The sequence below is a fragment of the Neorhizobium sp. JUb45 genome (assembly GCF_004343585.1).
Taxonomy (GTDB): Bacteria; Pseudomonadota; Alphaproteobacteria; order Rhizobiales; family Rhizobiaceae; genus Neorhizobium.
The window spans coordinates 709,000-733,662 of sequence record NZ_SLYW01000002.1; the positions used below are offsets into that span (position 1 = coordinate 709,000).

The 24,663-nt window shown below is 59.6% G+C and carries 21 protein-coding genes; 9 read left to right on the forward strand and 12 right to left on the reverse strand.

Annotation, left to right across the window (positions count from 1 at the left end; genetic code table 11):
* Positions 1 to 19 precede the first annotated feature (19 nt).
* From EDF70_RS10215 to EDF70_RS10230, 4 genes are all read right to left on the reverse strand, one after another.
* Entirely contained in the window at positions 20 to 403 is a 384-nt protein-coding gene (locus tag EDF70_RS10215; RefSeq protein WP_132273223.1) for a VOC family protein, read from the reverse strand.
* On the reverse strand, positions 403 to 1,563 hold the full coding sequence (locus tag EDF70_RS10220) for an MFS transporter (RefSeq protein ID WP_348639717.1): 1,161 nt from the start codon (positions 1,561 to 1,563) through the stop codon (positions 403 to 405). Before EDF70_RS10220 ends, EDF70_RS10215 begins: the two co-directional genes overlap by 1 nt.
* A 26-nt stretch (positions 1,564 to 1,589) precedes the next feature.
* Positions 1,590 to 2,369, reverse strand: a complete 780-nt coding sequence (locus tag EDF70_RS10225) for a DeoR/GlpR family DNA-binding transcription regulator (protein WP_132273224.1) — start codon at positions 2,367 to 2,369, stop codon at positions 1,590 to 1,592.
* Positions 2,370 to 2,452: 83 nt separating this feature from the next.
* Positions 2,453 to 3,709, reverse strand: coding sequence for a sensor domain-containing diguanylate cyclase (locus EDF70_RS10230; RefSeq protein WP_132273225.1), 1,257 nt, complete (start codon positions 3,707 to 3,709; stop codon positions 2,453 to 2,455).
* A 259-nt stretch (positions 3,710 to 3,968) separates the two neighbouring features.
* On the opposite strand from EDF70_RS10230, the gene EDF70_RS10235 reads away from it, so the two are divergent.
* From EDF70_RS10235 to EDF70_RS10245, 3 genes are all read left to right on the forward strand, one after another.
* Positions 3,969 to 5,492 carry an ABC transporter substrate-binding protein gene (locus EDF70_RS10235; RefSeq protein ID WP_132273226.1) on the forward strand — a complete coding sequence of 508 codons (1,524 nt, stop codon included), beginning with the start codon at positions 3,969 to 3,971 and terminating at the stop codon, positions 5,490 to 5,492.
* Positions 5,493 to 5,580: 88 nt separating this feature from the next.
* Positions 5,581 to 6,909 (forward strand): GH1 family beta-glucosidase, encoded by a 1,329-nt coding sequence (locus EDF70_RS10240; RefSeq protein WP_132273227.1) that lies wholly within the window; start codon positions 5,581 to 5,583, stop codon positions 6,907 to 6,909.
* Positions 6,910 to 7,052: 143 nt separating this feature from the next.
* Positions 7,053 to 8,312 (forward strand): hypothetical protein, encoded by a 1,260-nt coding sequence (locus EDF70_RS10245; protein WP_132273228.1) that lies wholly within the window; start codon positions 7,053 to 7,055, stop codon positions 8,310 to 8,312.
* A gap of 4 nt (positions 8,313 to 8,316) precedes the next feature.
* On the opposite strand, the gene EDF70_RS10250 is transcribed toward EDF70_RS10245, so the two are convergent.
* Positions 8,317 to 8,781, reverse strand: a complete 465-nt coding sequence (locus EDF70_RS10250; protein WP_132273229.1) for a PAS domain-containing protein — start codon at positions 8,779 to 8,781, stop codon at positions 8,317 to 8,319.
* Positions 8,782 to 9,168: 387 nt separating this feature from the next.
* Here EDF70_RS10250 and EDF70_RS10255 point away from each other — a divergent pair, with 387 nt between their 5' ends.
* A complete protein-coding gene (locus EDF70_RS10255) occupies positions 9,169 to 10,404 on the forward strand; it encodes a metallochaperone AztD (protein WP_132273230.1) in 1,236 nt (411 codons plus the stop codon).
* 204 nt (positions 10,405 to 10,608) lie between these two features.
* Positions 10,609 to 11,724 carry a metallophosphoesterase gene (locus tag EDF70_RS10260; protein WP_132273231.1) on the forward strand — a complete coding sequence of 372 codons (1,116 nt, stop codon included), beginning with the start codon at positions 10,609 to 10,611 and terminating at the stop codon, positions 11,722 to 11,724.
* Here EDF70_RS10260 and EDF70_RS10265 read toward each other — a convergent pair whose 3' ends face one another.
* A complete protein-coding gene (locus EDF70_RS10265; protein ID WP_132273232.1) occupies positions 11,725 to 12,495 on the reverse strand; it encodes a phosphodiester glycosidase family protein in 771 nt (256 codons plus the stop codon). It lies immediately after the preceding gene.
* A 122-nt stretch (positions 12,496 to 12,617) separates the two neighbouring features.
* On the opposite strand from EDF70_RS10265, the gene EDF70_RS10270 reads away from it, so the two are divergent.
* Both EDF70_RS10270 and dnaE read left to right on the forward strand, forming a co-directional pair.
* Positions 12,618 to 12,806, forward strand: a complete 189-nt coding sequence (locus tag EDF70_RS10270) for a hypothetical protein (RefSeq protein WP_132273233.1) — start codon at positions 12,618 to 12,620, stop codon at positions 12,804 to 12,806.
* Positions 12,807 to 13,122: 316 nt separating this feature from the next.
* Complete coding sequence (dnaE, locus tag EDF70_RS10275; protein ID WP_132273234.1) at positions 13,123 to 16,620, forward strand: DNA polymerase III subunit alpha; 3,498 nt, start codon at positions 13,123 to 13,125, stop codon at positions 16,618 to 16,620.
* Between the two features lie 59 nt (positions 16,621 to 16,679).
* Here dnaE and EDF70_RS10280 read toward each other — a convergent pair whose 3' ends face one another.
* The 4 genes from EDF70_RS10280 to EDF70_RS10295 form a co-directional block, all read right to left on the reverse strand.
* Positions 16,680 to 18,026 carry a L,D-transpeptidase family protein gene (locus EDF70_RS10280; RefSeq protein ID WP_132273235.1) on the reverse strand — a complete coding sequence of 449 codons (1,347 nt, stop codon included), beginning with the start codon at positions 18,024 to 18,026 and terminating at the stop codon, positions 16,680 to 16,682.
* Positions 18,027 to 18,156: 130 nt separating this feature from the next.
* A complete protein-coding gene (locus EDF70_RS10285; RefSeq protein WP_132273236.1) occupies positions 18,157 to 19,458 on the reverse strand; it encodes a DNA polymerase IV in 1,302 nt (433 codons plus the stop codon).
* A 117-nt stretch (positions 19,459 to 19,575) separates the two neighbouring features.
* Positions 19,576 to 20,232, reverse strand: a complete 657-nt coding sequence (locus EDF70_RS10290; RefSeq protein WP_132273237.1) for a hypothetical protein — start codon at positions 20,230 to 20,232, stop codon at positions 19,576 to 19,578.
* 12 nt (positions 20,233 to 20,244) lie between these two features.
* A complete protein-coding gene (locus EDF70_RS10295; protein ID WP_132273238.1) occupies positions 20,245 to 20,550 on the reverse strand; it encodes a DUF3572 domain-containing protein in 306 nt (101 codons plus the stop codon).
* Between the two features lie 162 nt (positions 20,551 to 20,712).
* Here EDF70_RS10295 and EDF70_RS10300 point away from each other — a divergent pair, with 162 nt between their 5' ends.
* Together EDF70_RS10300 and EDF70_RS10305 are read left to right on the forward strand one after the other, a co-directional pair.
* On the forward strand, positions 20,713 to 21,084 hold the full coding sequence (locus tag EDF70_RS10300; RefSeq protein ID WP_132273239.1) for a response regulator: 372 nt from the start codon (positions 20,713 to 20,715) through the stop codon (positions 21,082 to 21,084).
* An 18-nt stretch (positions 21,085 to 21,102) separates the two neighbouring features.
* A complete protein-coding gene (locus tag EDF70_RS10305) occupies positions 21,103 to 22,470 on the forward strand; it encodes a PleD family two-component system response regulator (RefSeq protein WP_132273240.1) in 1,368 nt (455 codons plus the stop codon).
* Positions 22,471 to 23,217: 747 nt separating this feature from the next.
* Here the strand turns inward: EDF70_RS10305 and rpmG are convergent.
* Positions 23,218 to 23,385 carry a 50S ribosomal protein L33 gene (rpmG, locus tag EDF70_RS10310; protein WP_052637931.1) on the reverse strand — a complete coding sequence of 56 codons (168 nt, stop codon included), beginning with the start codon at positions 23,383 to 23,385 and terminating at the stop codon, positions 23,218 to 23,220.
* 93 nt (positions 23,386 to 23,478) lie between these two features.
* The gene (locus EDF70_RS10315) at positions 23,479 to 24,663 is read right to left on the reverse strand and encodes an MFS transporter (RefSeq protein WP_132273241.1); all 1,185 of its coding nucleotides are present in this window, start codon (positions 24,661 to 24,663) and stop codon (positions 23,479 to 23,481) included.

A 24,663-nucleotide genomic window follows, 5' to 3' on the forward strand; every position in this document is an offset into this window, starting at 1 on the left:
CGATTCCTGAAGTTTTCTCTTAAGCCGTAATCTCCACAGGCGTGCCGTCCGGCATCAGGATCACCGCTTCGTAAAATCCGTCGCCGGTCCAGCGCGGGCCGGATTTCAGGCAGCCATCCGCCCGGCATTTTTCCGCCAACGCGTCCACGGCCTCGCCGCACCCGAGCGAGATGGCGATATGGTCCCAACCGATCCGCTCGGCATGGGTGTCGGCCGGTAGCCAAGGCCCGGTCATCAGTTCGATCTGGCCGCCACCCTCCGGCAGCGTCACGAACCGCGAGACAAAACCCGGTCGGTTTTTGCTGTGATATTCCTCGCCGATTGTCGCGCCAAAATAACGCCGCCAGAAATCGGCAGCCGTTTCGATGTCACGCGTCCACAGTGCCGTATGGGCGATCCGCATCAGCTGGCCTTCCGGGTCACGATGCCGGCACAGAGCGGCACGAGGAGGAGAAGGCCTGCCAGCAGCCAGAAGGAGATCGGCAGGCCGGTGTGTTTGGCGACAAAACCGACGCCGGCCGGGCCGACCAGCACGCCGGCATAACCGGTCGTGGTAATCGCTGCGACGGCAAGGCCTGATGGCATCACCGTCTGCGATCCGGCACGGCGAAACAGGACGGGCACGATATTCGATGCACCAAGGCCGATCAGCAGAAAACCGCTCATCGCCAGCACGGTGCCGGGAGCGGCGAGCAGCACGGCAAAACCGGCAATCGCCACGATGCCGCCCCAGAACAGCGTCGGCCGGTCACCCAGTCTGGCGGTGATCGCATCGCCGCACAGGCGGCCAACCGTCATGGCGATGGCAAACAGCATGTAGCCAAGACCACCCTGGCTCGCCTCGACCCGGCCTTCGGAGGTCAGCAGCAGCGCGCTCCAGTCCAGCACCGCGCCTTCGACCAGAAAGGTGATGGCGGCAAGCGCTGCCAGCAGCACGACAATGCCGCGCGGCATAACGAACAGTGGCCCGTCCTCTGCCTGCACCGTCGCCAGCAGGCGCGGCCAGGTGAAGGCCATTGCCACCAGCATCATGCCCGAGCAGACCAGCGTGGTGAGAAGCGGTCCGACATTGGCGGAAAACAGCAGCGTCACGATCATCGCACCGGCAAAACCACCAATGCTGTATTGTGCGTGAAAACCTGACATCAGCGGTTTGGGCGCATCCTTTTCCACCTCGATTGCATGGATGTTCATCGCCACGTCCAGCGTGCCGAGCGAAGCACCGAAAAGGGCAAGCGCGATGCCCAGCGTCAACGGTGTACCGGCAAGCGTCAGGAGGGGCAGCGTCAGGGCGATGCCAAAACCGCTGGCGAGAATGATCGGCTTTGCGCCGTATTTGGCCGAAAGCACGCCGGTCGCCAGCATGGCAAGCACAGAGCCGAGCCCGAGGCAGAGCAGCAGCATGCCCAGCACGCCGTCATCGACGCCCAGCCGCGCCTTGGCGAACGGCACCAGCGGTGCCCAGCAGGCAATGCCGAAACCGGCAACCAGAAAGGAGAGGCGGGTGGCAAGCCGGGTCGCGGGGCGGTCAGCGGTCGGCATGATATGTCCCTGTGCGTTCATCGAGTTTTTCTTTCCTGCAAGAAGGATCAGGCTGCGCTCTGGCCGGGTGCCAGCAGCGCATAACCGGCGTCAGCCAGCGCGTGTCGTGTGTCAGCGGCCAGATCGTCCTCGACGATCAGCCAGTCGATGTTTTGGGAAGCTCCGATACGGTGCGGCGCGCGTTCGCGAAATTTTTCCGATGTCGCTAGCACGATATTGATGGCGCTGCGTGTCATCAGTTTACGCTTGAAGATCGCGTCTGCATGTTCCTGCACACTCATGCCCGTTTCGGCGGACACCGCACAGGCGCCAACAAAACAGCGGTCGATGTTCAGCTCGTCCAGCTTTGATATCGCGGAAGCATCGACACTACCGCCGATGACGGGATCGACCAGACCGCCGATCAAAATCAGCGGAATATCGCCACGCGCCATGATGGCTGAGGCGATATCGATGGAATTGGTCGCGACCGTCAGTTTCTGATCGCCCGGCAAAAGCGCAGCCATGGCGAGATTGGTGCTGCCGCAATCGAGAAACAGCAATTCTCCTGCCGCCACCATACCAGCCGCGACACGCGCCAATGCAGTCTTGCGTTCCGATGCCTTGCCGATCCGCTCGGCAATCGGCCGTGATGGCGTGACGAGCGGCAAGGCGCCACCATAAACCCGCCGGCATTTGCCCTCGGCTGCCAGTGCGCGCAGATCACGACGCACCGCATCCTCGGAAATATCGAATTCGATCGCCACGGCAGAGGCGACGATTTCCTGCCCCTGCGCAAGCCTGGCTTCGATGATGTCGCGACGGGAGATGGAAAGTGAAGTGTTCATAATCATGCATTAACGTGCATGATGTTGTGGGTCAATTGTCGTGATGTTTCACGATTTGTGACGGGCGTGCATAATCATGCATCCTATTGAAACACCACTTCCAGATTATGCCCGTCATGGGCAATCACCCGGCAGGTGGTCTCGATGCCGTCAGCCGGGATCTGTAGCAGAAACTCTTCCGGCAAGTCGCTGGCATCAGAAACAACAAGCCCGGCGCTGTCCGATCCCAGCGATTTCACCGAGCAGTTGACGAGGTTTCTGCGATCGTCGAACAGGATGAAGCCGGTGCGCAGCACGCGCTTGCGTTCGCCCCCCGTGACGGCATCTTTCTGCAATGCGCTCCATGAGCGGCACTGGTTGCGGCCTTCCTGCTTGGCGCGGTACATGGCGGCATCCGCCTGTGCTAGCAGGGTTTCGATATCCTTGCCGGTCAGCGAGCGCGAAGCGACACCAAAGCTCGCCGTCACCGAAATCGTCTTGTCGCCGATATCGACCGTCAGGCCTTCGAGTGCCTTGCGCAGCCGTTCCGCCGTCGCCATGGCGCCGTCCATATCCACATAGGGCAGCACGACGACAAACTCCTCGCCGCCGAACCGGCCGAACAGGTCGGTAGCCCGCAGCGTATGTTTGCAGGTGGCCGAGACCGCCTTCAGCACAATGTCGCCTGCCGCATGGCCATAGGTGTCGTTGATCGATTTGAAATGGTCGATATCGAGCACGATGCAGGACAGCGCATGCGCGTGGCGCTGCGCCAGCGTCACCATCTGATCGGCCTCGGTCTTGAAAGCGCGGCGTGTCAGCGCCTCGGTCAGGCTGTCGGTGGAAGCGGTCTGCAGAAGCTCGATGCGTTCCATCACCACGCCCGCCAGTTCCTGCATGATGCCGGTTTCGCGAATGCCAAAAGCCCGCGGGCGTTTGCCGACCGCGCAAAGTGTGCCGATCACATGGCCGGCTTTTGTCTTCATCGGGATGCCGGCGTAAAAACGCACATGCAGATCACCGGTCACGGCAGGGTGGTCGGCAAACCGTTCGTCGAGCGTCGCGTCCGGCACGATGATCGCTTCCTCGGCTGCCACCACATACCGGCAGAAACTGGCATCGCGGGGAATTTCACCGAAGGAAAGGCCATCGCAGGCCTTGTACCATTGCCGGTGCGCATCGATCAGCGAAACGATGCCGATCTCGACATCAAAGATCTGCTGGATCAGCCGCACGATGCGGTCAAAACCTTCGTCGCGCGGACTGTCGAGCAGGTCGAGTTCCTGCAGCGCCGCCAGCCGGTCGGCTTCCCGCTGCAGCGTCATGGCGGGCGTCTGTTCGAGAATTCTCGTGGCCGTCATCGTGCATGTCTCCCGGAAGCCGTGCTGCCGCTGTGTCATTTGATATATTAGGCATAATTCGATGCGGCTTCCTACGCAACCGTACCCGACATCCGGACCGCTTCCCGGCGTTCAAGCCGACGTTATCTCGCTCCGCCGCCGTACCTTCCATGATTGCGAAAAGCGCAATTCGCGTTTGACAAACAAAATCATGCCCGACACTATATCCATAATAAGAATGCATATTCCATAATTGTGGTTTATCGAAAAAGGGAACTCCATGCTCAGACACGCCTTGTTCGCAGCGCCTTTCCTGCTCTTATCCGCCATCCCAAATCAGAGTTTTGCAGCCGGCGTCGTTAATGTCGCCACGATCGGCGAGCCGCCGACGCTCGACCCGATGGCCTCCACGGCCGACGTTGTCGGCATGACCACGCAGCACATCTTTGAAACGCTGTTCACCTTCGATGCCGAATGGAATGTCGTGCCGCTTCTCGCCGAAGCGATGCCGACCGTGTCCGCCGACGGCAAGACCTATGACATCACCCTTCGCAAGGGCATCAAGTTCCACGACGGTTCGACCATGACATCCGCAGATGTGGTCGCCTCGGTCGAGCGCTGGGTGAAGATCGCCTCGCGCGGCAAACAGATTGCGCCATACTTCACCTCGATCACCGCCAAGGGTGACGATGCCGTGCAGATCGTGCTGAGCAAGCCTTATGCGCCGCTGCTGTCGTTGCTCGCTTTCAACAATTCGGCCGCCGTCATCATGCCGAAGGCGAACCTTGCCGAAGACCCGCTGACAAAGTTCATCGGCACTGGCCCGTATCTCCTGAAGGAGCGCAAGGCCGACCAGTATCTGCAGCTCACCCGTTTCGATGGCTATCAGCCGCGTTCGGAAGTGGCCAACGGTTTTGGCGGCGCCCGCAAGGCGATCCTCGATGAAATCCGTTTCGTGCCGGTGCCGGATGCCAATACACGACTCGAAGGCGCGATCTCCGGCCAGTTCGATTATGCCGACTCGCTGGCGCCTGAAACATTCGACCGCCTGAAAGCCTCGGATGCTTCGGAACCGGTGGTGCTGAAACCCTATGGTGCACCGGTTTTCGTCATGAACACCAAGGAAGGCGTGCTGGCGACAAAGGAAATGCGCCACGCCATACAGGCGGCGCTCAACCCGGAAGACATGCTGCTTGCCGCCTTCGGCAATCCGGAATTTTTTGCCGTCAATGGCGCGCTTTATCCGGAAGGGTATGTCTGGCACACGCAGGAGGGCATCGAGCGTTACGGCAATGGTGATCCCGAAACCGCAGCCTCCATGGCCAAGGAAGCCGGATATGACGGCGAAAAGCCGATCCGCATCCTGACGAGCCGCCAGTACGAATTCCATTACAAGATGGCGCAGGTCGCAGCTGAATATCTGAAGGCCGCCGGCTTCAAGGTGGAACTCGGTGTGTTCGACTGGGCGACACTCACCACCCGCCGCGCCGATCCAAAGCTGTGGGACATTTTTATCACCCACGGCCCGTTCCCGCCGGAGCCGATCCTCAACGGCTGGATGTCCGACAGCTATCCCGGCTGGTGGGCAACGCCTGCCAAGACCGCTGCCGTCGAACCCTTCATCGCCGAGCCGGATCAGGAAAAGCGTAAAGTTCTCTGGGCTGAAATCCAGAAGACCTTTTACGAGGAAGCCCCGGTCTACAAGGTCGGCGATTTCAACGCGCTCGGCTCGAAAAAGAAGACGCTGAAGGACTTTCAGCCGTCGCCCTGGCCGTTCTTCTGGAATGTCAGCACGGCCAACTGATCCCGCCGCCACTTCCTGACATCCCGCATGTCCCGCGCCTCTCGCGGGGCATGCCCAAAATCTCATTCATCGATAACGAGCATCCGTCATGACGCGTTCATTTCCCAAGGACTTTCTCTGGGGCGTCGCCGCCTCTGCCTTCCAGACCGAAGGCGCCGTCAACAAGGATGGCCGCGGCCAGAGCGTCTGGGACGTTTATGCCCACACGCCCGGCCGCACCACCAATGGCGAAACCGCCGACATCGCCTGCGATCATTACCATCGTTACCCGGAGGATATCGGCCTGATGAGCGGGCTGGGCGTCGGCGCCTACCGCCTGTCGACCGCATGGCCGCGCATCTTCCCGGAAGGCTCGGGTCAGGTGAACCAGCGCGGGCTGGATTTTTACGATCGCGTCATCGACCTTCTGCTGCATGAAGGCATCGAGCCGTGGATCTGCCTGCATCACTGGGACATGCCGGTGGCGGTGGAGGAAAAGGGCGGCTGGCGCTCCCGCGAAACACCGAAGATTTTTGCCGATTACGCCGCCACCATCGCCCGCCATTTTGGCGACCGCGTCAAACGTTTCGCGCCGATCAACGAACCCAACGTCATTCCGTGGGTGGCCTATAATGTCGGCCGCCACGCGCCGGGAAAACAGTCCTACGAGGACAGCCTCAAGGCCATCCACACGCTCAACCTTGCCCATGGTTATTCGGTGAAAGCCGTGCGCGCTGAAGCGCCGGATGCGCAGGTCGGCAACATCGTCTCGCTCGGCCCGGTGCGCCCGCATTATGACGATGCCGCCCATGAGGAAGCCCGTATTCTCGGCGATTGCCTGTGGCGCCGCGCCCTGGTCGATCCGCTCTGGCTCGGCACCTATCCGGAGCCGATCGCCAAGGAAATGGAGCCACTGATCCTCGGCGACGACATGGCCGATATCAGCCAGAAAATGGATTTCTTTGGCCTCAACCATTACAATCCGGTCTTTGTCGGCCCCAACAAGAACACCACGTTCGGCATCGCCGAAACCGCCCCGCCAACCGGCATGGGCCCGCTCACCGATGTCAACTGGGTGGTCGATCCGCAGGCGTTTCTCGAACAGATCCGCGACACCAGCGAGCGTTACAACAAGCCCACGATCTACATCACCGAAAACGGTGCGTCCTATCCCGACGCTCTCGGCCCCGACCGCAAGGTCATCGACAAGGACCGCATCGCCTACTTTGAAGGCTACCTCAACGTCCTGCTCGACGCGCTGGAAGAGGGCCACGATGTGAGAGGGTATTTCGCCTGGTCGCTGATGGACAATTTCGAATGGGGCAGGGGTTTTTCCAAACGCTTTGGCCTCGTTTACGTCGATTACCCGACATTGCAGCGTATTCCGAAAGCGTCGTATCACTGGCTGAGCGAGGTTATTCGCAGGAACGCGCTGTAAGGTATTGAATGCAAACGCCAACGGCCCGGCATGTCCGGGCCGCCACCCTGTGGGTATAATCCCCCAATCCGTTCAGCCAGACTTCCCATTCGTCCGCCACTGCCTATTTCCCTGCGCGGGACCAATGACTTGCAGCGGACGACATGACCGAATTTTCCAAAAAACTGATGATGCCGACCGATGTCGCGCATATCGTCATTTTCCATCCCGACGATCTGGCACATGCCGCCGAGTGGCCGATCGCCTGGTATAGCGAACCCTTCATCTATCCGGCTGAGAGTGCCGCCGGCCGTCTGGTCGCCTGGTGCACCGGTAGCGATGGCGGTTTTGCCGTTCGGCTGACCAATGGCGCCGTCACCGAACGCGAGCAAAAATATGCCGGCCCAAGTTGGACCTTTGCCTACACCGTGCGACACGGCCGCGTTTTTCTCGACAATTCGGACGCATTGCCCGGCCTCGAACAGATGGCCAAGACATCGGATAACGAGGATTACTGGATCGAGGTCGAGAATGGCGATTACGCCGTCACCGTCACGGCGATCGAATGGGACAAGGAACCGGGCGCCCATGACGAGGATTTCGACAAGCTGCCCAACTATGTCGTGCAGTTTCAGCCCCGCGATGGCCGTGTCATCGAACCGGCCCGCCGCCCGCCGGACCTCGAATGCCTGACCGATTTCGTGGCCACCGACAGGCTGTCTTCAGGAACCGGGCGTACACCCGCTGCCGTCGATTACCAGCCTCTCTATCCCGCCTTCGTCTCGAAAAATGTCGCATGGACCGGCCAGACGTTCGAAACGAAGGGTGAAGCGCCGATCGGAACTGCGGTCGTTGCCGATGAGGATGGCGATGCAGACGTCTTCGATCAGCCCTATATCGCTGCCGCTGAACTCGTACCCGGCGCACCGGCGGTTGTCGTCGATTGCCGCAGTTACGGCGGCGCCCCGGACGAACCGCAGGAATACGGTTTTCGTGTCGGGCAAGCGGTCAAGATCGTCGCCATCGAAGGGCAGGTGAAAAACGGCAAACGCGGACCGCTCGGCACGACCGGCTTTTTCCGCCGTCGCCCGAAACCGGTGCCGGCAGATGCCTTGCCGCTGGTTCGCATCGCGCCTCTGAACCCGACAGCCGATACGCCCGTCACCATCGAACAGGCAGTTTTGCGTGAAAAGCTCGTCACCGATCTGGAGGAGGGCGGTCCGCTGGCAAAACGTCTTGGCGGCATCGCATCCTACGAGGCGCTGAAACTGCGCGCCTCTGATAACGACGACGCCTTGGCGCGCTGGCTGCTGGAGCATCTGCCATTGTCAGCCGGACAGCGGCTGCAGATTGGTGTTCTGCCGCCGAATGCCCGACGGGCTGCGCTGGATGAAGCATACCGGAAGGTGTCCTCCGGAAAATGAAATTTCAGTTCTGTGGCTCGAGAAACTCGACCCAGACCCTGTTGCCACCGCCTGCCGATGCCCGCCGATTGTCCTCACAAGGCTGTTCGTTTGCGGCGGGTGGGCGAAGCCTTTCCACAGCCAGCACTTCCAGCATGCCGGTTGCCATGCTCGGCAGGCCGTCGCGGTAGCGAAAACACGTGCCTCGATTGCGGATGGTGACGATATCGTCGCCGCGGCAGATCCGGTTGATGACCATATAGGGATTGCCTGTCAGCACTGCCGTTCGGGTCGCCGTTGCCACCTGCTCGCGGTCGTCCGGATGCACCAGTTCCATGTAGCGCAACACCGAAAAACCATTGTTTACCGTCTCGGCGTCAATGCCGATATTGGCGGCAAACGTGGCGTCGCCCCAGATTTCGTCCCGGGCGATGTCCCAGGTAAAATAGCCATATTGCGGTTTGTTGTTGAACGAATAGGTGTCTCCCATCACCTGTCCCCCTTTTTTTTAATGCCCGTTAAAATTGTTCTTTTTCAAATCAGTCGAGACATGATCTTTCGCAAAACGACTTCCGGGCAAGGGAGACTTTGTCGTTTTTTCGCCCATCCCGTCGATTTTTATGGGGCGGCATATCCAGATACCGTATCCGGTATGGCATTCGGGTAGTTTTACCCAATCCGATCATGCGGATAGGTGATGAATGACCAGTCACAATTCGGCCCACGCATACTGATCGGGCTAGCGTCGCGCTCCACTGCACCTTTTCCACACCCCCACGAGGAATGTCGCATTCGCGATGTGGATGCGCAAAACAGGCTGGACAACCCGAACGTAACTTCATAACGGTACATGCGTTACATTATTACAGGAGACCTCATGTCCCGCACCGGTTACGGCCTCGCGCTCGCCGCCTCCGCGCTTGCATCCACTTTTCTCGTGCCGCAGAGTTCGTTTGCCGAAGAAGAACATGCGGAAAGCTGGCGGCTTTTTGTTGCCGATCACACATTACCGGTCGTGCGCGCCATCGATCTTGCCTCGGGCAAGGAGATTGGCCGTTTCGACACCAAGGGATTTAATGCCCTGTCGCTGTCGGAAAGCGGCCGCACCCTGTTCGCCATCCAGGGCGACGAAAATCTCGTGCAGGCCATCGATACCGGCGTCGCTCTCTCCGACCACGGCGATCACCGCGATATCGAACTCTCCGATCCCAGATTGCTGGCGACAACGATCACCGGCAAGAAGCCCGGCCACGTCGTGACCCATGGCGATGACATTGCCGTCTTCTACGATCGCGACAACCGTTTCGACCTCCTGTCCGAAGACGCCCTGATTGACGGCAAACCCGCAATTCGCGGTTTCGAAACCACGCTCGCCCATCACGGCGTCGCCGTGCCGATGGGAAGTTACCTGCTCACCTCGGTGCCGAAGACCGATGTGACGGTGAAGGAAGGCGAGTTGCCGCCGCGCCGCGGCCTGCGCGTGCTCGATCGCAACGGCAAGCAGGTGGGGGATATCGCCACCTGCTCGGACCTGCATGGTGAAGCCACATCTGCCCGTCTCGTTGCCTTCGGTTGCACGGAAGGTGTGCTCGTCGTCCGTCCGAATGGCGACGAAGCCCCCAAGCTGGACCTGATCGCCTATGGCGACAAGCTGCCAAAGGGCAAGGTTTCGACCCTCCTGGGCGGCACGTCCATGCAGTTCTTCCTCGGCAATTACGGGGAGGACAAGGTGGCGCTGATCGATCCCGATGATACCGAAATGCCCTATCGCCTCGTTGATCTGCCCACCCGTCGCGTCGATTTTGCGCTCGATCCGGCTGAACCGCGTAATGCCTATGTGCTGACCGAGGACGGAAAACTGCACCTGATCGACACGATCGATGCAAAGATCAAACTGTCCGAAACTGTCACCGAACCCTATAGCAAGGATGGTCACTGGCGCGATCCGCGCCCGCGTCTGGCCGTTGCCGGCGATCACATCGCCGTCACCGATCCACGCAATTCGACTGTGCGTATCATTGACCGAAAGACGCTGAAGGAAGTCCGCACCATCGACGTGGAAGGCAAGCCGTTTGTCATCGTCGCAGCTGGCGGCTCCGGCGCCACGCATTGATCGGGTAACGGCGGGCAGGGCGCCTGCCAACGGCCTTGCCCGCCATCCGGCCTTCCCTCCATCAACGCGGAGGGAAGGCTCGTCGCGTGTGCTGAATGCGGCCGGATGAGCCCGCCCACAATCAAAATCACGTCATCCCCTTGAGATCACAAGGCAACTCACCGAAGTAGGGCATCCGATCCCGCCCTGCGAGTGCCATTCCCCGTGTTTCATCTGTTCAAAGCTCTGCTCTGCCTTTACGTCGTCACGCGTTTTCTCTGGCCCATGCCCTGGCCGAAATGGCTAAAGGCGCTGATCGCCATCACCCTGATGGTGGTTTTCCAGCACAGCCTGATCACGCTGCTCGTGTTTGGCACGATGTTCTCGCCGGAAGTGCCGCGTGTGATGATGATTGCCGTCAACTGGCTGGCCGGCTCCATCCTTTTTCTCGCCATCCTGCAGCTGGCCGTCGATCTCATCTCGCTGGTCACCGCCGCCATCCGCCGCCGCTCTATCCGGGTGCCGGCCTTCCTGCGTTATGCCGTCGGCGTCATCGCGCTTTCCACCGCAGCCTTCGCCGTCAGCCAGGCCATCCGGGTGCCGCCGGTCAAGGAAATGGAAATCCGCATCAAAAACCTGCCGCCGGAATTCGATGGCTATCGCATGATCCAGCTGACCGATCTGCATCTCAGCCGTCTGTTCGAAGCCCCATGGGCGGAACAGACCGTGGCGCTCGCCAACGCCCAGAATGCCGATCTCATCGTGCTGACCGGCGATCTCATCGACGGCACGCTGCAGGCCCGCGAAAAGGATATCGCGCCGCTCGCCAAACTGCGCGCAAAGGACGGCGTCTTCACCATCCCCGGCAATCACGAATATCATTTTGGCCATGACGGCTGGATGGCGAAATATCAGCAGCTTGGCCTGACAACCATTTCCAACGGCCATGTCGTGCTTTCGCGCGGTGATGCAAAGCTGACGATTGCCGGCGTCAACGATGTCAACGCCACCCGTTTCGACCTCGAAGGCCCGGATGTTACTAAAGCCCTTGCCGGCGCTCCTGATGGTGCTCCCGTCATCCTGCTCGATCACCAGCCGCGCAATGCCCGTGTTTCCGCCGCCGCCGGTGCCGATCTGCAGCTCTCCGGCCACACCCATGGCGCCATGATCGTCGGCTTCGACCGTCTGGTTGCCCGTTTCAACAACGGTTTTGTGTCCGGCCTCTACGATGTCGATGGCATGCAGCTTTACGTCAATAACGGCACGGCCTTGTGGATCGGTTTTGCGCTGCGCCTCGGCGTGCCGTCGGAATTGACGGTGATCACGCTGAAACCGGCCTGATCACTCGATAAGACCGATCATCGGCCCGTAACCGCCATGCCATGACCAGTCGGCACGCTTCAGGGCGGGGTTGAAAAATCCCGCCCCCTGTCCGCCATCGAGAAACAGCGCATCCGGGCAGGCGAGATGTTTCTGGAACAGTTTTGCAAAATCATAAAAGTTGACGTCGTCCTCGCTGATGACGAACCGCATGTCGCCACCATCACACACGCCGACGCCGCTGCGCCGTGTGCGGTCGCTCGATCCGTTGATGAAGATCGGGTTCATCGTGTCGTCCGTCACCAGCATCGGCCCGGATTGTGTGGCAAACCCTGCCTGCGGCCGCGCCTTCAGAAACCGCTCGGTGGTCAGGATGCCGGCACCGTCCGCGCCGAAATAGAAGATCCCGTTCGGCTGCTTGTAGAAATTCGGAATTTTCGATTGCGGCCCCGCCATCTTTTTCAGATCGGCCGGCCGCAGCTCTTTCCCGTCCTCGATATAAAGCCCCATCGGCGCATAGTCGGTGCCATACATGCCGGCATTCATGGCAAACACCAGCGCCTTGCCTTGCGTTTTCAGGCCATCTGCCAGCGTACCGAACCAGCGATGGGGTGAACCATCAGCCTTCTGCCAGAACAGTTTCAGCCGCGCGTCTTTCGCCTTAACGGAGCAGACGATGTAGCGGGCGCCATCAAACTCCTGCCGTTCGCATGGTTCTTCCGTTGCGGCAGCAGGGGCGGCAACAAAAAGCAGTGAAGCGGCGGCAAGAAGCCATTGGCGCGGAACGGTCATGGTTTGGCTCTCGTTGGCGGATGGCGTGACTAACCGTGTTTCGGTGGCGGGTTCAAGGCGAACAGCAGGTGTTACGGCGCGCCGGGCATATGTTGAGGCAATCTGGCATGGCTGAACCGTGAATGACCTGGAACGATGCCGGGAAAAGAGAAAAATCGAAAAATTCCGAAGGCAAGCTCGGCCTGGAATTCCTCAAACGACTCAACGCCTTCGCATTGGCGAAAGAGCAGTGGGAAAACGTCAATCGAAAAGAATCTTCATTCACTGTTTGTTCTCTTATTGACTCGGAGTACGAAATAAGAACAAAATAGAAACATAACGAACACGGGAGACAACGAATGACCGACCTTCTTCGTGATATTGCCGCATTCGCATCGATCGCGACCTTTCTGGCCAGCCTGTCATTGCTGATGATGGCCATGTGAGCAGACCTTTTGGACAGCTGGCGTAATAGGCGTGGCCGTCCATCGAAAACCGCCTCGGGATCTGCCCGGGGCCTTACACGGCCAAACCGTCGAAAGTGAACGTCAGGCCTGTGAAAGACGGTAGGATCCGGAATAGAAACTGGACTCTCACACGCCTAAGCCGGACAATGCACCGATTCATGAATTGGGTATCGGCGCGACTATGGCAGACCAGACAAACGTGACAGCGGCAACGAACGGGCAGGGCGCCAGCACGCCGCAATTCGTGCACTTGCGCGTCCATTCGGCCTATTCGCTGCTGGAAGGCGCGCTGCCGCTGAAAAAGGTGCTGGGCAAGGCCGTGTCGGACAGCCAGCCGGCCATTGCCATTACCGATACCAACAACCTCTTCGTCGCGCTCGAATTCGCCCAGAAGGCGTCGGGTGACGGTTTGCAGCCGATCATCGGCTGTCAGATGTCGATCGACATGGAGGATGCCGGCGACGAAAAGCGCGGCAACGGTCTGCAGAAGCTGCCGGCCATCGTGCTGCTTGCCGCCACGCAAGCTGGGTATGAGAACCTCGTTGACCTCGTCAGCCGCGCCTATCTCGGCGGTGATGGCGGCGCCATCCACATCCGCCAGTCCTGGCTGGAGGAAATGGGCGCCGAGGGACTGATCGCGCTGACCGGTGCCAGCACCGGCCCGGTCGATATGGCGCTCAACGAAGGCCACCGCCCGCAGGCGATTGCCCGATTGCTGCGGCTGAAACAGATTTTTGGCGATCGGCTTTATATCGAGCTGCAGCGCCATGGTCGTTACGATCGCCGTCACGAAAAATCGATGATCGCGCTTGCTTATGACCACGAAATCCCGATGGTCGCCACCAATGAGGCCTTTTTCCCCACGCGGGATGATTACGATGCCCATGATGCGCTGATGGCTGTCGCCCATGGTGCCATCGTTTCCGACGACACCCGCTTTCGCCTGACGCCGGATCATTATCTCAAGAGCCGCGCGGAAATGGCAAAGCTGTTTGCCGATATTCCCGAGGCGCTTGCCAATACCGTCGAGATCGCGCGACGCTGCTCGTATATTTTGAAAACCCGTAACCCGATCCTGCCGCGCTTCACCGGCGTCAGTGATCATCCGGAAGAGGACGAGCGCAAGGAAGCGGCGGAACTGCGTCGCCAGGCCGTAGAAGGACTGGAAAACCGCATCAAGCTGCTCGGCATGACGGCCGGTTACACAGAAAAGGATTATCACGAGCGGCTGGATTTCGAGCTGAGCGTCATCGAGAAGATGAAGTTCCCCGGCTACTTCCTCATCGTTGCCGACTTTATCAAATGGGCCAAGGATCAGAACATTCCGGTCGGTCCCGGCCGTGGTTCGGGTGCCGGCTCGCTGGTCGCTTATGCGCTCACTATTACCGACGTCGACCCTTTGCGTTTTTCGCTGCTGTTCGAACGTTTTCTCAATCCCGACCGCGTGTCGATGCCCGACTTCGATATCGACTTCTGCCAGGATCGCCGCGAAGAGGTGATCCGTTATGTGCAGCGCAAATACGGGCGTGAGCAGGTGGCGCAGATCATCACCTTCGGTTCGCTGCAGGCCCGCGCGGCGTTGCGCGACGTCGGCCGCGTTCTCGAAATGCCCTATGGTCAGGTCGACAAGATCTGCAAGCTGGTGCCCAACAATCCGGCCAATCCGACACCGCTCTCCAAGGCCATCGAGGAGGAGCCGAAATTTCAGGAAGAGATCGACAAGGAACCGGTTGTCGCACGCCTGCTCGATATCGCCCAGAAGATCGAAGGCCTTTACCGCCACGCCTCGACCCATGCCGCCGGTATCGTCATCGGCGACCGTCCACTGTCGAAACTCGTGCCGATGTATCGCGATCCGCGCTCCGACATGCCGGTCACCCAGTTCAACATGAAATGGGTGGAACAGGCCGGCCTCGTCAAATTCGACTTTCTTGGCCTGAAAACGCTGACCGTTCTGAAAACCGCGGTGGATTTCTGCCGCAAGCGCGACATTCATGTCGATCTTGCCACCATTCCGCTCGATGACACGCTGACCTATGAAATGCTGTCGCGCGGCGAAACGGTCGGCGTGTTCCAGGTGGAAAGTGCGGGCATGCGCAAGGCGCTGCTCGGTATGAAACCCGACTGTATCGAGGACATTATCGCGCTCGTGGCGCTCTATCGTCCGGGTCCGATGGAGAACATTCCGACCTACAATGCCCGCAAGCATGGTGAGGAAGAGATCGAGTCAGTCCACCCGTCGATCGATTATCTGCTCAAGGAAACGCAGGGCGTTATCGTCTACCAGGAGCAGGTGATGCAGATCGCCCAGGTCCTGTCGGGATATTCGCTCGGCGAAGCAGACCTTCTGCGCCGCGCCATGGGTAAGAAGATCAAGGCGGAGATGGACCAGCAGAGCGAACGCTTTGTCGATGGCGCCATCAAGAACGGCGTGTCGAAGCCGCAGGCCAAGAACATCTTTGAACTTCTGGCGAAATTCGCCAACTACGGCTTCAACAAGTCACACGCCGCCGCCTACGCCATCGTGTCCTACCAGACAGCCTATATGAAGGCGCATTACCCGGTCGAATTCCTCGCCGCGTCGATGACCTATGATATGGCCAATACGGAAAAGCTCAACGATTTCCGTCAGGACGCCGGACGTCTTGGCATCAAGGTTCTGGCGCCCTCGGTGCAGACCTCGTTCCGCATGTTCGAAACCGGCGACATGCGCATTTATTATTCGCTCGCTGCCATCAAGGGCGTCGGCGAAGGCGCGGTTGAGCACATCGTTGAAGTGCGCGGCGACAAGCCGTTCGAAAGTCTCGAGGATTTCTGCCTGCGCATCGATCCGAAACAGGTCAACCGGCGTGTGCTGGAAAGCCTGATCTTTGCCGGTGCCTTCGATTGTTTCGGCATCGACCGTGCGGCGCTGGTGACGGGCATGGACCGTATCATCGGTTACGCGCAGCGCGCCGCCGAAAACAAGACCAGCGGCCAGTTCGATATTTTTGGATCTGGCGGCGGCAGCGGCGGTGGACCGGAAAAGATCACCATGCCGGTCTTCGATCCGTGGACGCCGTCGGAAAAGCTGATGAAGGAATATCAGGTCCTCGGCTTCTATCTGTCTGCCCACCCGCTCGACAGCTACAAGGAAACACTGGCGAAACTGCGCGTGCAGACCTTTGCCGATTTCTCCGCTGCGGTGAAAAAGGGCGCCAGCGCCGGACGCCTTGCCGGCACCGTCACCGGCCGCCAGGAGCGAAAAACCCGCACCGGCAACAAGATGGGCATCGTCACCTTCTCCGACTCATCGGGCGGTTACGAAGCCATCCTGTTTTCCGAAGCCTTGGCGCAATATCGCGACATGCTGGAGCCCGGAAAATCGCTGGTCATCATCGTGCAGGCGGACGAGCGCCCGGAAGGCATCGGGTTGCGCATCCAGAATGTCCAGTCGCTGGAAGAACAATCGGTGCGCATGCAGAAGGCGCTGCGCATCTTTGTGCGCGATGCCAGCCCGATGAAGATCGTCGCCAAGCACCTGAACGGCCGTGGCGATGGCCAGGTCTCCTTCGTCGTCATCAAGGATGATGGCCGCCGCGAGATCGAAGTCTCGCTCAACGACCGCTACCGCCTGTCACCGGAAGTCGCAGCGGCACTGAGGGCAGCACCCGGCGTGCTGGATGTGGAACTGGTATAAGCAAAAAGGGGCCGGCTGGCCGACCCCTCTGCATGATTGGGAATGTGGAAAAGTGGGTCTTAGTAAAGCCCCACGCCCAACGGAATGGCCCGCACTTTTCGCGCCGGCTTTTCAGTCCGTGGCTTGGACGATACCGTCTGCGCCTCGATCCGCTCCGGTGAAGAACGCGTGATGGTGATGAAGTCGGTGCCGTCGCCGGTGTCCTGGCCGATGCCCTGATCGTTGATGGTGATCGAGCTTCCGCTGGTCAGCATGGTCTCGATCCGGTCGCGCAACTCGGTGGAAATCTCGATGCGGTCGAACGCCTGCTGTGCCGCCGTTTCGGTCGAGGTGAACGCGGCATCGCTATTGGTGATGCCCAGTCGCTTCATCATCGCTTCCGGCAGCCGGTTCGGCAGCGTCAGCGCCTGCCAGCCGGCGGTGCCTTCTTCTCGGTCGAAGGCAGTGGCGGTGAAGAGATGTGTGCCAAGCGCCGTTTCCGGATCCTTGATGCCGACCGGAACCGAGAGGATCGGCTTGAAACCCTGGCGGATCATCAGCTGCCCGACCGGCGCTTTTGGCTTGCCGCTGGTCTCATAGAGCGCCGTCAGAAACGCGTCGGTCAGAAAACCCTTCTGCTCCACGCCTTTCCAGCGCTTGAAACCCTCGACGGCAGAGCGGGTCATCGGCCCGACAAAACCGTCATGCGAACCGGCATCGAAACCAAGGTCGTTCAGCATGGCCTGCACGTCGGCCACCTGCTCGCGTTCGCCGCGGCGGGTGATCAGGATACGCAACGGGGCGGCTTCCGGGGTTTCTACATGCGCCTTTTTCGGCGCGGCAAAAGCGGGTGCGGCGGGCGCCATGTTCATGGCCACTTCCAGCTGCTTGGTCGTGCGGGAAAAATTGTCGGCGCGCAACGGCACGTCGGACATAAGGTTTGCGGGCACCGGCTTTTTCGGCGCAAACAGTTTTGCGTCATGCAGCATGACGGGCGTCACCTGCGCATCGGTAATGATCACATGCACGCCACGCTCGGTCTGGCCGTATAGCGATTGCGCAAAGGCGGCCGGCAGGCGCACGCAGCCATGCGAGGCCGGGTAATTCGGCACGCTGCTGGATTCGTGCAGCGCGATGCCGGACCATGTCAGGCGTTGCATCCACGGCATCGGCGCATTCGAATAGATGTTGGACTCGTGGTATTTTTTCTTGTCGAGGATCGAAAAGATCCCCGTCGGCGTGTCATGGCCTTCCTTGCCGGTGGAGACCTTCGAGGTCGAAACCACCGTGTCGCCATCATAGACAGCCAGTGACTGCTTGTCCTTGGAAACGATGATCTGCAGGGTCCGGGCGTTTTCGGCGGCGGCAGTGCCGGCCATGACGCAGGTGGACATCAATGCAAGGCCGAAGGCCGCAAGCCGGTACATGGAAACCTCATACGCAATACAGGCTCACAGTCTATCGTCACATGCTTAATAAAGGTTTGACCGGCGCGCGCAGAATTGTCGTTTCGCAACACGAATGTCTCACATTGCAGTGACGGCAAGCGTGACAGGTTCAGCGTTTGCGGTCTTTTCCGCCGAACGTGTAGCCGGTCTCGACCGCGCTCTTGCCAAATTTGTCGCGCAGCTTGTCGATGGCCGCTTCCGCCTGCGCCCGCCGGGTTGCCTGCTGGTCCACGAGGTCAGGCGGGTCAGCGCGGGAGGAGCCTTCGAGGTCGGTCACGCCGATGCCGAGCAGGCGAAACTTTGTGCCGTCCGTCTCCCGCTCCAACAATTGCAGGCCGGTGCGAAAGATCCGGTCGGCCAGCTGGGTCGGGTCTTCCAGACGGCGATTGCGTGTGCGGCTCTTGAAGTCCGACGTCTTCATTTTCAGCACAACCGTATGCCCGGCAATGTCGTGTTTCTTCAGCCGGGTAGAGACCTTTTCCGAGAGTTCGCGCAGGATCGGCACCAGTTGGTCATGGCTGGAAATGTCATCGAAAAAGGTGGTCTCCGCCGAAACGCTTTTGGCTGCCTCGTTGAGATGCACGGTACGGTCGTCGATGCCGCGCGACAGCCGAAAAAGCCGCTGCCCCATTACGCCATAACGGCGCATCAGGTCACCCTCCGCCATCGCCTGCAATTGCCCGATGGTGCGTATGCCGTCGGCCTCCAGCGAGGCATTGAATGCCTTGCCGACACCCCAGATCGTGGTGACGGGGCGGGGCGCCAGGAAACTCAATGCCTCGGCCTTGCCGATCACCGAAAAGCCGCGCGGTTTCTGCAGGTCGGAAGCGACCTTGGCGAGAAACTTGCAGTAGGAAAGCCCGACCGAAATGGAAATGCCAAGTTCGCTTTCCACCCGTTTGGCGAAGCGGGCAAGCGTGCGGGCCGGCGGGTCGCGGTGCAGCCGTTCGGTGCCGGCCAGTTCGAGAAAGGCCTCATCGATGGAGAGCGGCTGCACCAGCGGCGTCAGGTCCTGCATCATCGATCGCATCTGCCGGCCGACGGTCACGTATTTTTCCATATTGGGCCTGATCACCACTGCATCCGGGCAGGCTTCAAGCGCCTTGAACATCGGCATGGCGGAGCGCACGCCGCTGATACGGGCAATGTAACAGGCGGTGGATACGACGCCGCGCTTGCCGCCGCCGATAATCACCGGCTTGTCGGCAAGGCTGGGGTCGTCGCGTTTTTCGATACTGGCGTAAAAGGCGTCGCAATCGATATGGGCCAGCGTCAGGCCATAGAGTTCCTTGTGTCGCAACAGGCGAGGACTACCGCAGGCACGACAGCGGGTACGGCCCTCCGGCTGTTCCGTCAGGCAGTCTCTACAAAATGACCCGGGTTTCTCTGTGGTATCGTGCTCGGCTGCCATCTTCGGAACAAATGTTGAACAAATTCACATTAGGCCGTAAGATCGCAACTCTCAAGCAGGAAGGGCGTGGGCATGCACAACTTCCAGACCGGATTTTTGAGGCAAGCAAGGCGCGCTTCAGCGCGGTTGCCAATGGCCTCGGATCAGTTCTTCGGCATGCCGCCAGTCGCGGGCGCGAACGATATCGTCCTGCGGTTTCGGCGCCATCAGGCGCAGTGGCGTGTCCGGCATCAACTGAATGAGCAGGCTGTCCGGCATATGCTCGCGCACGGAATGCAGATTGTAGGCCATGTCGTCTATGAAGGTGGTGGGCAGAATTCGCTCGGCATTCAGGCGCCGCATGATCGGCCCCTTGGGTTCTTCGCTGGCGATCATCGGAAAAGCAAGGCCGAGCCTGTCGAGAAGGCGGCGCCGCTGTTCGCTATAACAGGGCGGCATGGCGGTCAGGAACACCACGTCGGCATCGGCGGAAAGTGCCTCCAGCGTCCGGGCAACGTCTTCGAACGGCAGCTGCCAGGTTTCCTGCGCCTCGAAGAAGGCGTGGATCAGCCGTTTCACCTCGGCCGCATCGATCTCCAGACCGCTCTCGCGGGCGAGGATGTTTCCGGTCAGCTTGAAGGAGCGCGGCAGAAACTCGTAGCCTTCGGCGCTCAGGAAATCGACGAACGGGTCCGTGAAATGCAGGACGACGTCATCGACATCGCAGACCACCAGCGGGCGGTCGGTGACGCAAACATGCGTGATGTCGAGAATGCTATCTGCCGCCGTCGTCATGTCACGTCCGTCTCAATCCATCACCGGGCCGGAATAGTGATGCCAAGCGGCGACCACGCTTTCCGGTCTAGTATTTGTGGTTTCGCAAAAGGCCATCAGCGATGGCTCATGCGCCATGACGAAATCCAGCATGCCGGCGAGAAAGCCCGGATCGTTGATCGCCTGACGCAGTTGTGGCGCCTGTATGCCGGAAAGCGCCAGGAAGCGGCTCATCATATCCGGCTCGCTCGCAAGCCAGCCCAGCAGGGTGACAGCGGTTTCTTCCGGGTCGACGGCTGCCGCTTTGTCTTTCTGTCGCGGCTCAAGCGGTCCTTGCATGCTCGTAAGTTACCTTTTCTTCAAACAAATTACTCTAGACTGAAACGAACAAGAGTTTTTGGAATCGGTCGTGGGGTGAACTTATATCTTCGCGATGTCGTTACAAGGCCGGAACCGGCCGTTCCCGGCCAAGTTTCCGTGCGCAATGAGGATCGTTCATAAATGGTCAAGCAGGTCATGATCGTCGAAGACAATGAGCTGAACATGAAGCTCTTTCGCGACCTCATCGAGGCTTCCGGCTATGCGACTATCCAGACTCGCAATGGCATGGAAGCGCTTGATCTGGCCCGCAAACATCGCCCGGACCTCATTCTCATGGATATCCAGTTGCCGGAAGTCTCCGGTCTGGAAGTGACCAAGTGGCTGAAGGAAGACGACGAGCTGCACGTCATCCCGGTCATTGCCGTCACGGCTTTTGCCATGAAGGGTGATGAGGAACGGATTCGACAAGGCGGCTGCGAGGCCTATGTATCGAAGCCTATCTCGGTTCCAAAATTCATTGAAACCATCAAGACTTATCTGGGCGACGCCTAAAGTTCGGGAAAACTGGCCATGACGGCGCGCATCCTTGTTGTCGACGATATCCCTGCAAACGTGAAGTTGCTGGAAGCACGGCTTCTGGCGGAATATTTCGACGTTTTGACAGCCGAGGATGGCCCGAAGGCGCTTTCCATTGTCGACAGCACCAATGTCGATCTCATTCTGCTCGACATCATGATGCCCGGCATGAGCGGTTTTGAAGTGTGCGAGCGCCTGAAGGCAAACCCGCGCACCTCCCATATTCCTGTGGTCATGGTGACGGCACTCGACCAGCCTTCCGACCGCGTGCGTGGCCTCAAGGCCGGGGCTGATGATTTTCTGACCAAGCCGGTCAACGACCTGCAGCTGATTTCGCGCGTGAAAAGCCTCGTGCGCCTGAAGACGCTCAGCGACGAATTGCGCATCCGCTCCGAAACGGCGCGCACGATCGGCATGGAAGACATGTTGAAGGGCGAGGGGCGTGAGGAGGCGGGGCAGATCCTGCTGGTCGATAGCCGCGCCAGCTCGCAGGAACGCATCATCAAGGCGTTGAAGCCGATCGGTGACGTGACCGCCATGTCCGATCCGCAGGCAGCTTTGTTCGAAGCCGCCGAGAATCCGATCGATCTGGTCATCGTCAACGGCAATTCCGATGAATATGATCCGCTTCGCCTCTGCTCGCAGCTGCGCTCGCTGGAACGTACCCGGTTTATCCCGCTGCTACTGGTCACTGATCTGGGCGATGAAGATCTGATCGTGCGGGCGCTCGATCTCGGTGTGAACGACTATATCGTTCGCCCTATCGATCCGAACGAGCTGGTGGCGCGCACGCTGACGCAGATCAAGCGCAAGCGCTACAACGACCGTCTGCGCTCCAGTGTGCGCGAAACCATCGAGCTTGCCGTCACCGACGGCCTCACGGGCCTGCAGAACCGCCGTTATCTCGACAATCATCTGAAGACGCTGTTCAACCGCGCCGCCGCGCGTGGCCGTTCGCTATCGATCTGCCTTGTCGATATCGATCGCTTCAAGCAGGTCAACGACACCTACGGCCATGATGTCGGCGACGAGGTGTTGAAGGAATTTGCCTCGCGTATCCGCTCGACAGTACGCGGCGCCGATCTTGCCTGCCGTTATGGCGGCGAGGAATTCGTGGTCGTCATGCCGGATACCGATGCCGGGCAGGCGGCAACCATTGCCGAGCGCCTGCGCGCCATGATCGAAACGCAGCCTTTCCAGATCCGCAGTCTTGGCATCAGCCTGACGGTGACCGCATCGCTGGGGATCGCCGGAAACGAGCAGGGTGTCGAGACGCCGGACCAGTTGTTGAAGCAGGCTGATCGTGCGCTTTACGAAGCCAAGAATGGCGGCCGAAACCGGGTCGTGGCCTTCGCGGCGTAGGTTTTCGAATCGGTCCGGCGTCGGTCCGACGGGGATCAAGAACGCAAACGACCGTGGTAGGCTGGCCTGGCAGCTGTTCACAGGCGTCTGGCGCGAAATTGATTGGCTGCGTGATCGGCGGCATTGCAAAGATTAACTCGAAGTAGAAATCCGCCACATAGTCACATTTGAGTTTATCTCTGTGAAAATATGGTCGGTTGTCAGGTGTAATTCGTTAATTTGTACTTGCTAAAGATTTCATATTAAAAAATGCTTTTATTCCTAGCCGGGCTAAATTGTTGAAACCAAACGCCCTATGCTGCGGCTTTATGGTTTCTTGTTTATGTAGAACTCATGCGGCCGATGAAGAATGCGCGTCATTTTTAACCATAGCGGTGCAAAAATGCACCGCTTGTTAAGATTATGTTGCTTTTCAGCGGAAATTGCGCGAGTTTGCTATCAACAAGCAGATGTTCCTTCGGGAGCAGCGACACCCCATGATGCTCAGGTCCGCCGCATCTCCTGGGTCGTGGGGTCGGTCGATCGGCAGGCATGCTAAAAACGGTTCCTCGTGCCGTGATTGCAGGCTGATCGACCCCCAATCAAGAGCGCCGTCTCCCTCGGGAGCGGCGCTTTTTCTTTGCGCGCTTTTCAGATCTTGCCGGTCAGATCGTGCCGGGAAGGGGGGAAGGACAGGAATCCGGACAACAAAAAAGGCGCGAAGCCGAATGGCTGACGCGCCTTAAAAGCCGAAACCTTTGGGATCAATTACTTGATCTTGGTTTCCTTGAACTCGACGTGCTTCTTTGCAATCGGGTCGTACTTGGTCTTGCTCATCTTGTCGGTGAACGTACGGCTGTTCTTCTTGGTTACGTAGAAGAAACCCGTGTCCGCCGTCGACAGCAGCTTGATCTTGATGGTCGTAGCTTTCGCCATGGTTTTCTGCCTTCTGGAAAAATGTAAGCCGTGGACGGCCAGTCGGAGCCCACGGCGAAATCTGGCGCGAAATTACAAATCGCGGGCCAAAAGTCAACTCTGTTTCGACTGGAAAAGCGGTCTGGCCAAGGAAACCAGCACGTAAAAGGCGAAGAAACCCGCCAGCGCCCATGCAAAACCGTCATTGCCGGCGACATCCATGGCTGCTCCGATTCCCTGTGGACCCGCTACCGTGCCGACCGCATAGCAGAATATGAACGCCGCATTGGCGGCCGCAAGGTCCGATCCGCTGAGGCGCGCGCCCAGATGCGCGAGGCCGACCGTATAGAGGCCGGAGACACAGCCACCCCAGAAGAACAGCACGATCGCCATCAATACCCAGTCATGGATGAGGAAGGGCAGTGAAAGGGCACCCATGACCCCGAGGACGGCCATGCCGAAGAGGAGAGGGCGGCGGTCGCGCATCTTGTCGGAGATCAGCCCCAAAGGGATCTGGAAGGCCATGTTGCCGACGCCCATCACGGTCAGAAGGACGGCTGCCTGAGATTCCGGCATGCTTTCACGCAGCGCGTAGATCGGGAACAGCGACAGGCCGCCGGCCGATACGGCGCCAAAGGCGAACACGGCCGCGGTCGCAGACGGCACGAGGAAGATATAATGGAAGAAGTGGCGTTCCGGCTTCTCGTCCAGCACCGGGCTTTCGTTGCGGGCGATGAAGATCGGGATCAGGGCCAGCAGGATGATGATGGCACCAACCAGGAAGGGCAGGACGCCATCGCTGCCGAGCTTGGAAAACAGCAGCGGGCCGACCGCAAAGCCGACGGCCAGCACGGTTGCGTAAATGCCGAGCACGAGCCCGCGGCGTTTCGGTGGTGCCGCCTGGTTGATCCAGAATTCCGAGAGGATGAAAAGCGTGGTCGTTGCACCGTGAAAAGTGAAGCGCAGCGGGAACCACATCCAGAAATCCTGCGCATAATAGAAACCAAGCGCACTGAATGCAGCGATGACGACGGCCAGCATCATCGTGCGGGCGACGCCGAAGTCATGGGCGAGCTTGGTCGTCAGTGGCGCAGCGGCCATCGAGGCGACGCCGGCCATGGCGGCATTGAGGCCGATCAGCGTCGAGGAGATCCCGCGCTTTTCGAGAATGATGCTGAGCAGCGGCAGGCCGAGTCCGATGGCGATGCCGACCGCGCTGATAGCGGCGGTTGCAGCGATGAGGGACGGCCAATGAATCGTTTCGACATGGCCGTTCTCGTCGGTCGTCGGCTGCGACAT

What these genes read in the sequence shown, in the direction of transcription:
- EDF70_RS10270 (WP_132273233.1), top strand. Translation starts at nt 12,618, where the DNA reads ATGACCTGGAACGATGCCGGGAAAAGAGAAAAATCGAAAAATTCCGAA.
- EDF70_RS10315 (WP_132273241.1), bottom strand. Translation starts at nt 24,663, where the DNA reads ATGTCGCAGCCGACGACCGACGAGAACGGCCATGTCGAAACGATTCAT.
- EDF70_RS10240 (WP_132273227.1), top strand. Translation starts at nt 5,581, where the DNA reads ATGACGCGTTCATTTCCCAAGGACTTTCTCTGGGGCGTCGCCGCCTCT.
- EDF70_RS10245 (WP_132273228.1), top strand. Translation starts at nt 7,053, where the DNA reads ATGACCGAATTTTCCAAAAAACTGATGATGCCGACCGATGTCGCGCAT.
- EDF70_RS10255 (WP_132273230.1), top strand. Translation starts at nt 9,169, where the DNA reads ATGTCCCGCACCGGTTACGGCCTCGCGCTCGCCGCCTCCGCGCTTGCA.
- EDF70_RS10295 (WP_132273238.1), bottom strand. Translation starts at nt 20,550, where the DNA reads ATGCAAGGACCGCTTGAGCCGCGACAGAAAGACAAAGCGGCAGCCGTC.
- dnaE (WP_132273234.1), top strand. Translation starts at nt 13,123, where the DNA reads ATGGCAGACCAGACAAACGTGACAGCGGCAACGAACGGGCAGGGCGCC.
- EDF70_RS10300 (WP_132273239.1), top strand. Translation starts at nt 20,713, where the DNA reads ATGGTCAAGCAGGTCATGATCGTCGAAGACAATGAGCTGAACATGAAG.
- EDF70_RS10225 (WP_132273224.1), bottom strand. Translation starts at nt 2,369, where the DNA reads ATGAACACTTCACTTTCCATCTCCCGTCGCGACATCATCGAAGCCAGG.
- EDF70_RS10215 (WP_132273223.1), bottom strand. Translation starts at nt 403, where the DNA reads ATGCGGATCGCCCATACGGCACTGTGGACGCGTGACATCGAAACGGCT.
- EDF70_RS10230 (WP_132273225.1), bottom strand. Translation starts at nt 3,709, where the DNA reads ATGACGGCCACGAGAATTCTCGAACAGACGCCCGCCATGACGCTGCAG.
- EDF70_RS10250 (WP_132273229.1), bottom strand. Translation starts at nt 8,781, where the DNA reads ATGGGAGACACCTATTCGTTCAACAACAAACCGCAATATGGCTATTTT.
- EDF70_RS10220 (WP_348639717.1), bottom strand. Translation starts at nt 1,563, where the DNA reads ATGAACGCACAGGGACATATCATGCCGACCGCTGACCGCCCCGCGACC.
- EDF70_RS10285 (WP_132273236.1), bottom strand. Translation starts at nt 19,458, where the DNA reads ATGGCAGCCGAGCACGATACCACAGAGAAACCCGGGTCATTTTGTAGA.
- EDF70_RS10265 (WP_132273232.1), bottom strand. Translation starts at nt 12,495, where the DNA reads ATGACCGTTCCGCGCCAATGGCTTCTTGCCGCCGCTTCACTGCTTTTT.
- EDF70_RS10235 (WP_132273226.1), top strand. Translation starts at nt 3,969, where the DNA reads ATGCTCAGACACGCCTTGTTCGCAGCGCCTTTCCTGCTCTTATCCGCC.
- EDF70_RS10305 (WP_132273240.1), top strand. Translation starts at nt 21,103, where the DNA reads ATGACGGCGCGCATCCTTGTTGTCGACGATATCCCTGCAAACGTGAAG.
- EDF70_RS10290 (WP_132273237.1), bottom strand. Translation starts at nt 20,232, where the DNA reads ATGACGACGGCGGCAGATAGCATTCTCGACATCACGCATGTTTGCGTC.
- EDF70_RS10280 (WP_132273235.1), bottom strand. Translation starts at nt 18,026, where the DNA reads ATGTACCGGCTTGCGGCCTTCGGCCTTGCATTGATGTCCACCTGCGTC.
- rpmG (WP_052637931.1), bottom strand. Translation starts at nt 23,385, where the DNA reads ATGGCGAAAGCTACGACCATCAAGATCAAGCTGCTGTCGACGGCGGAC.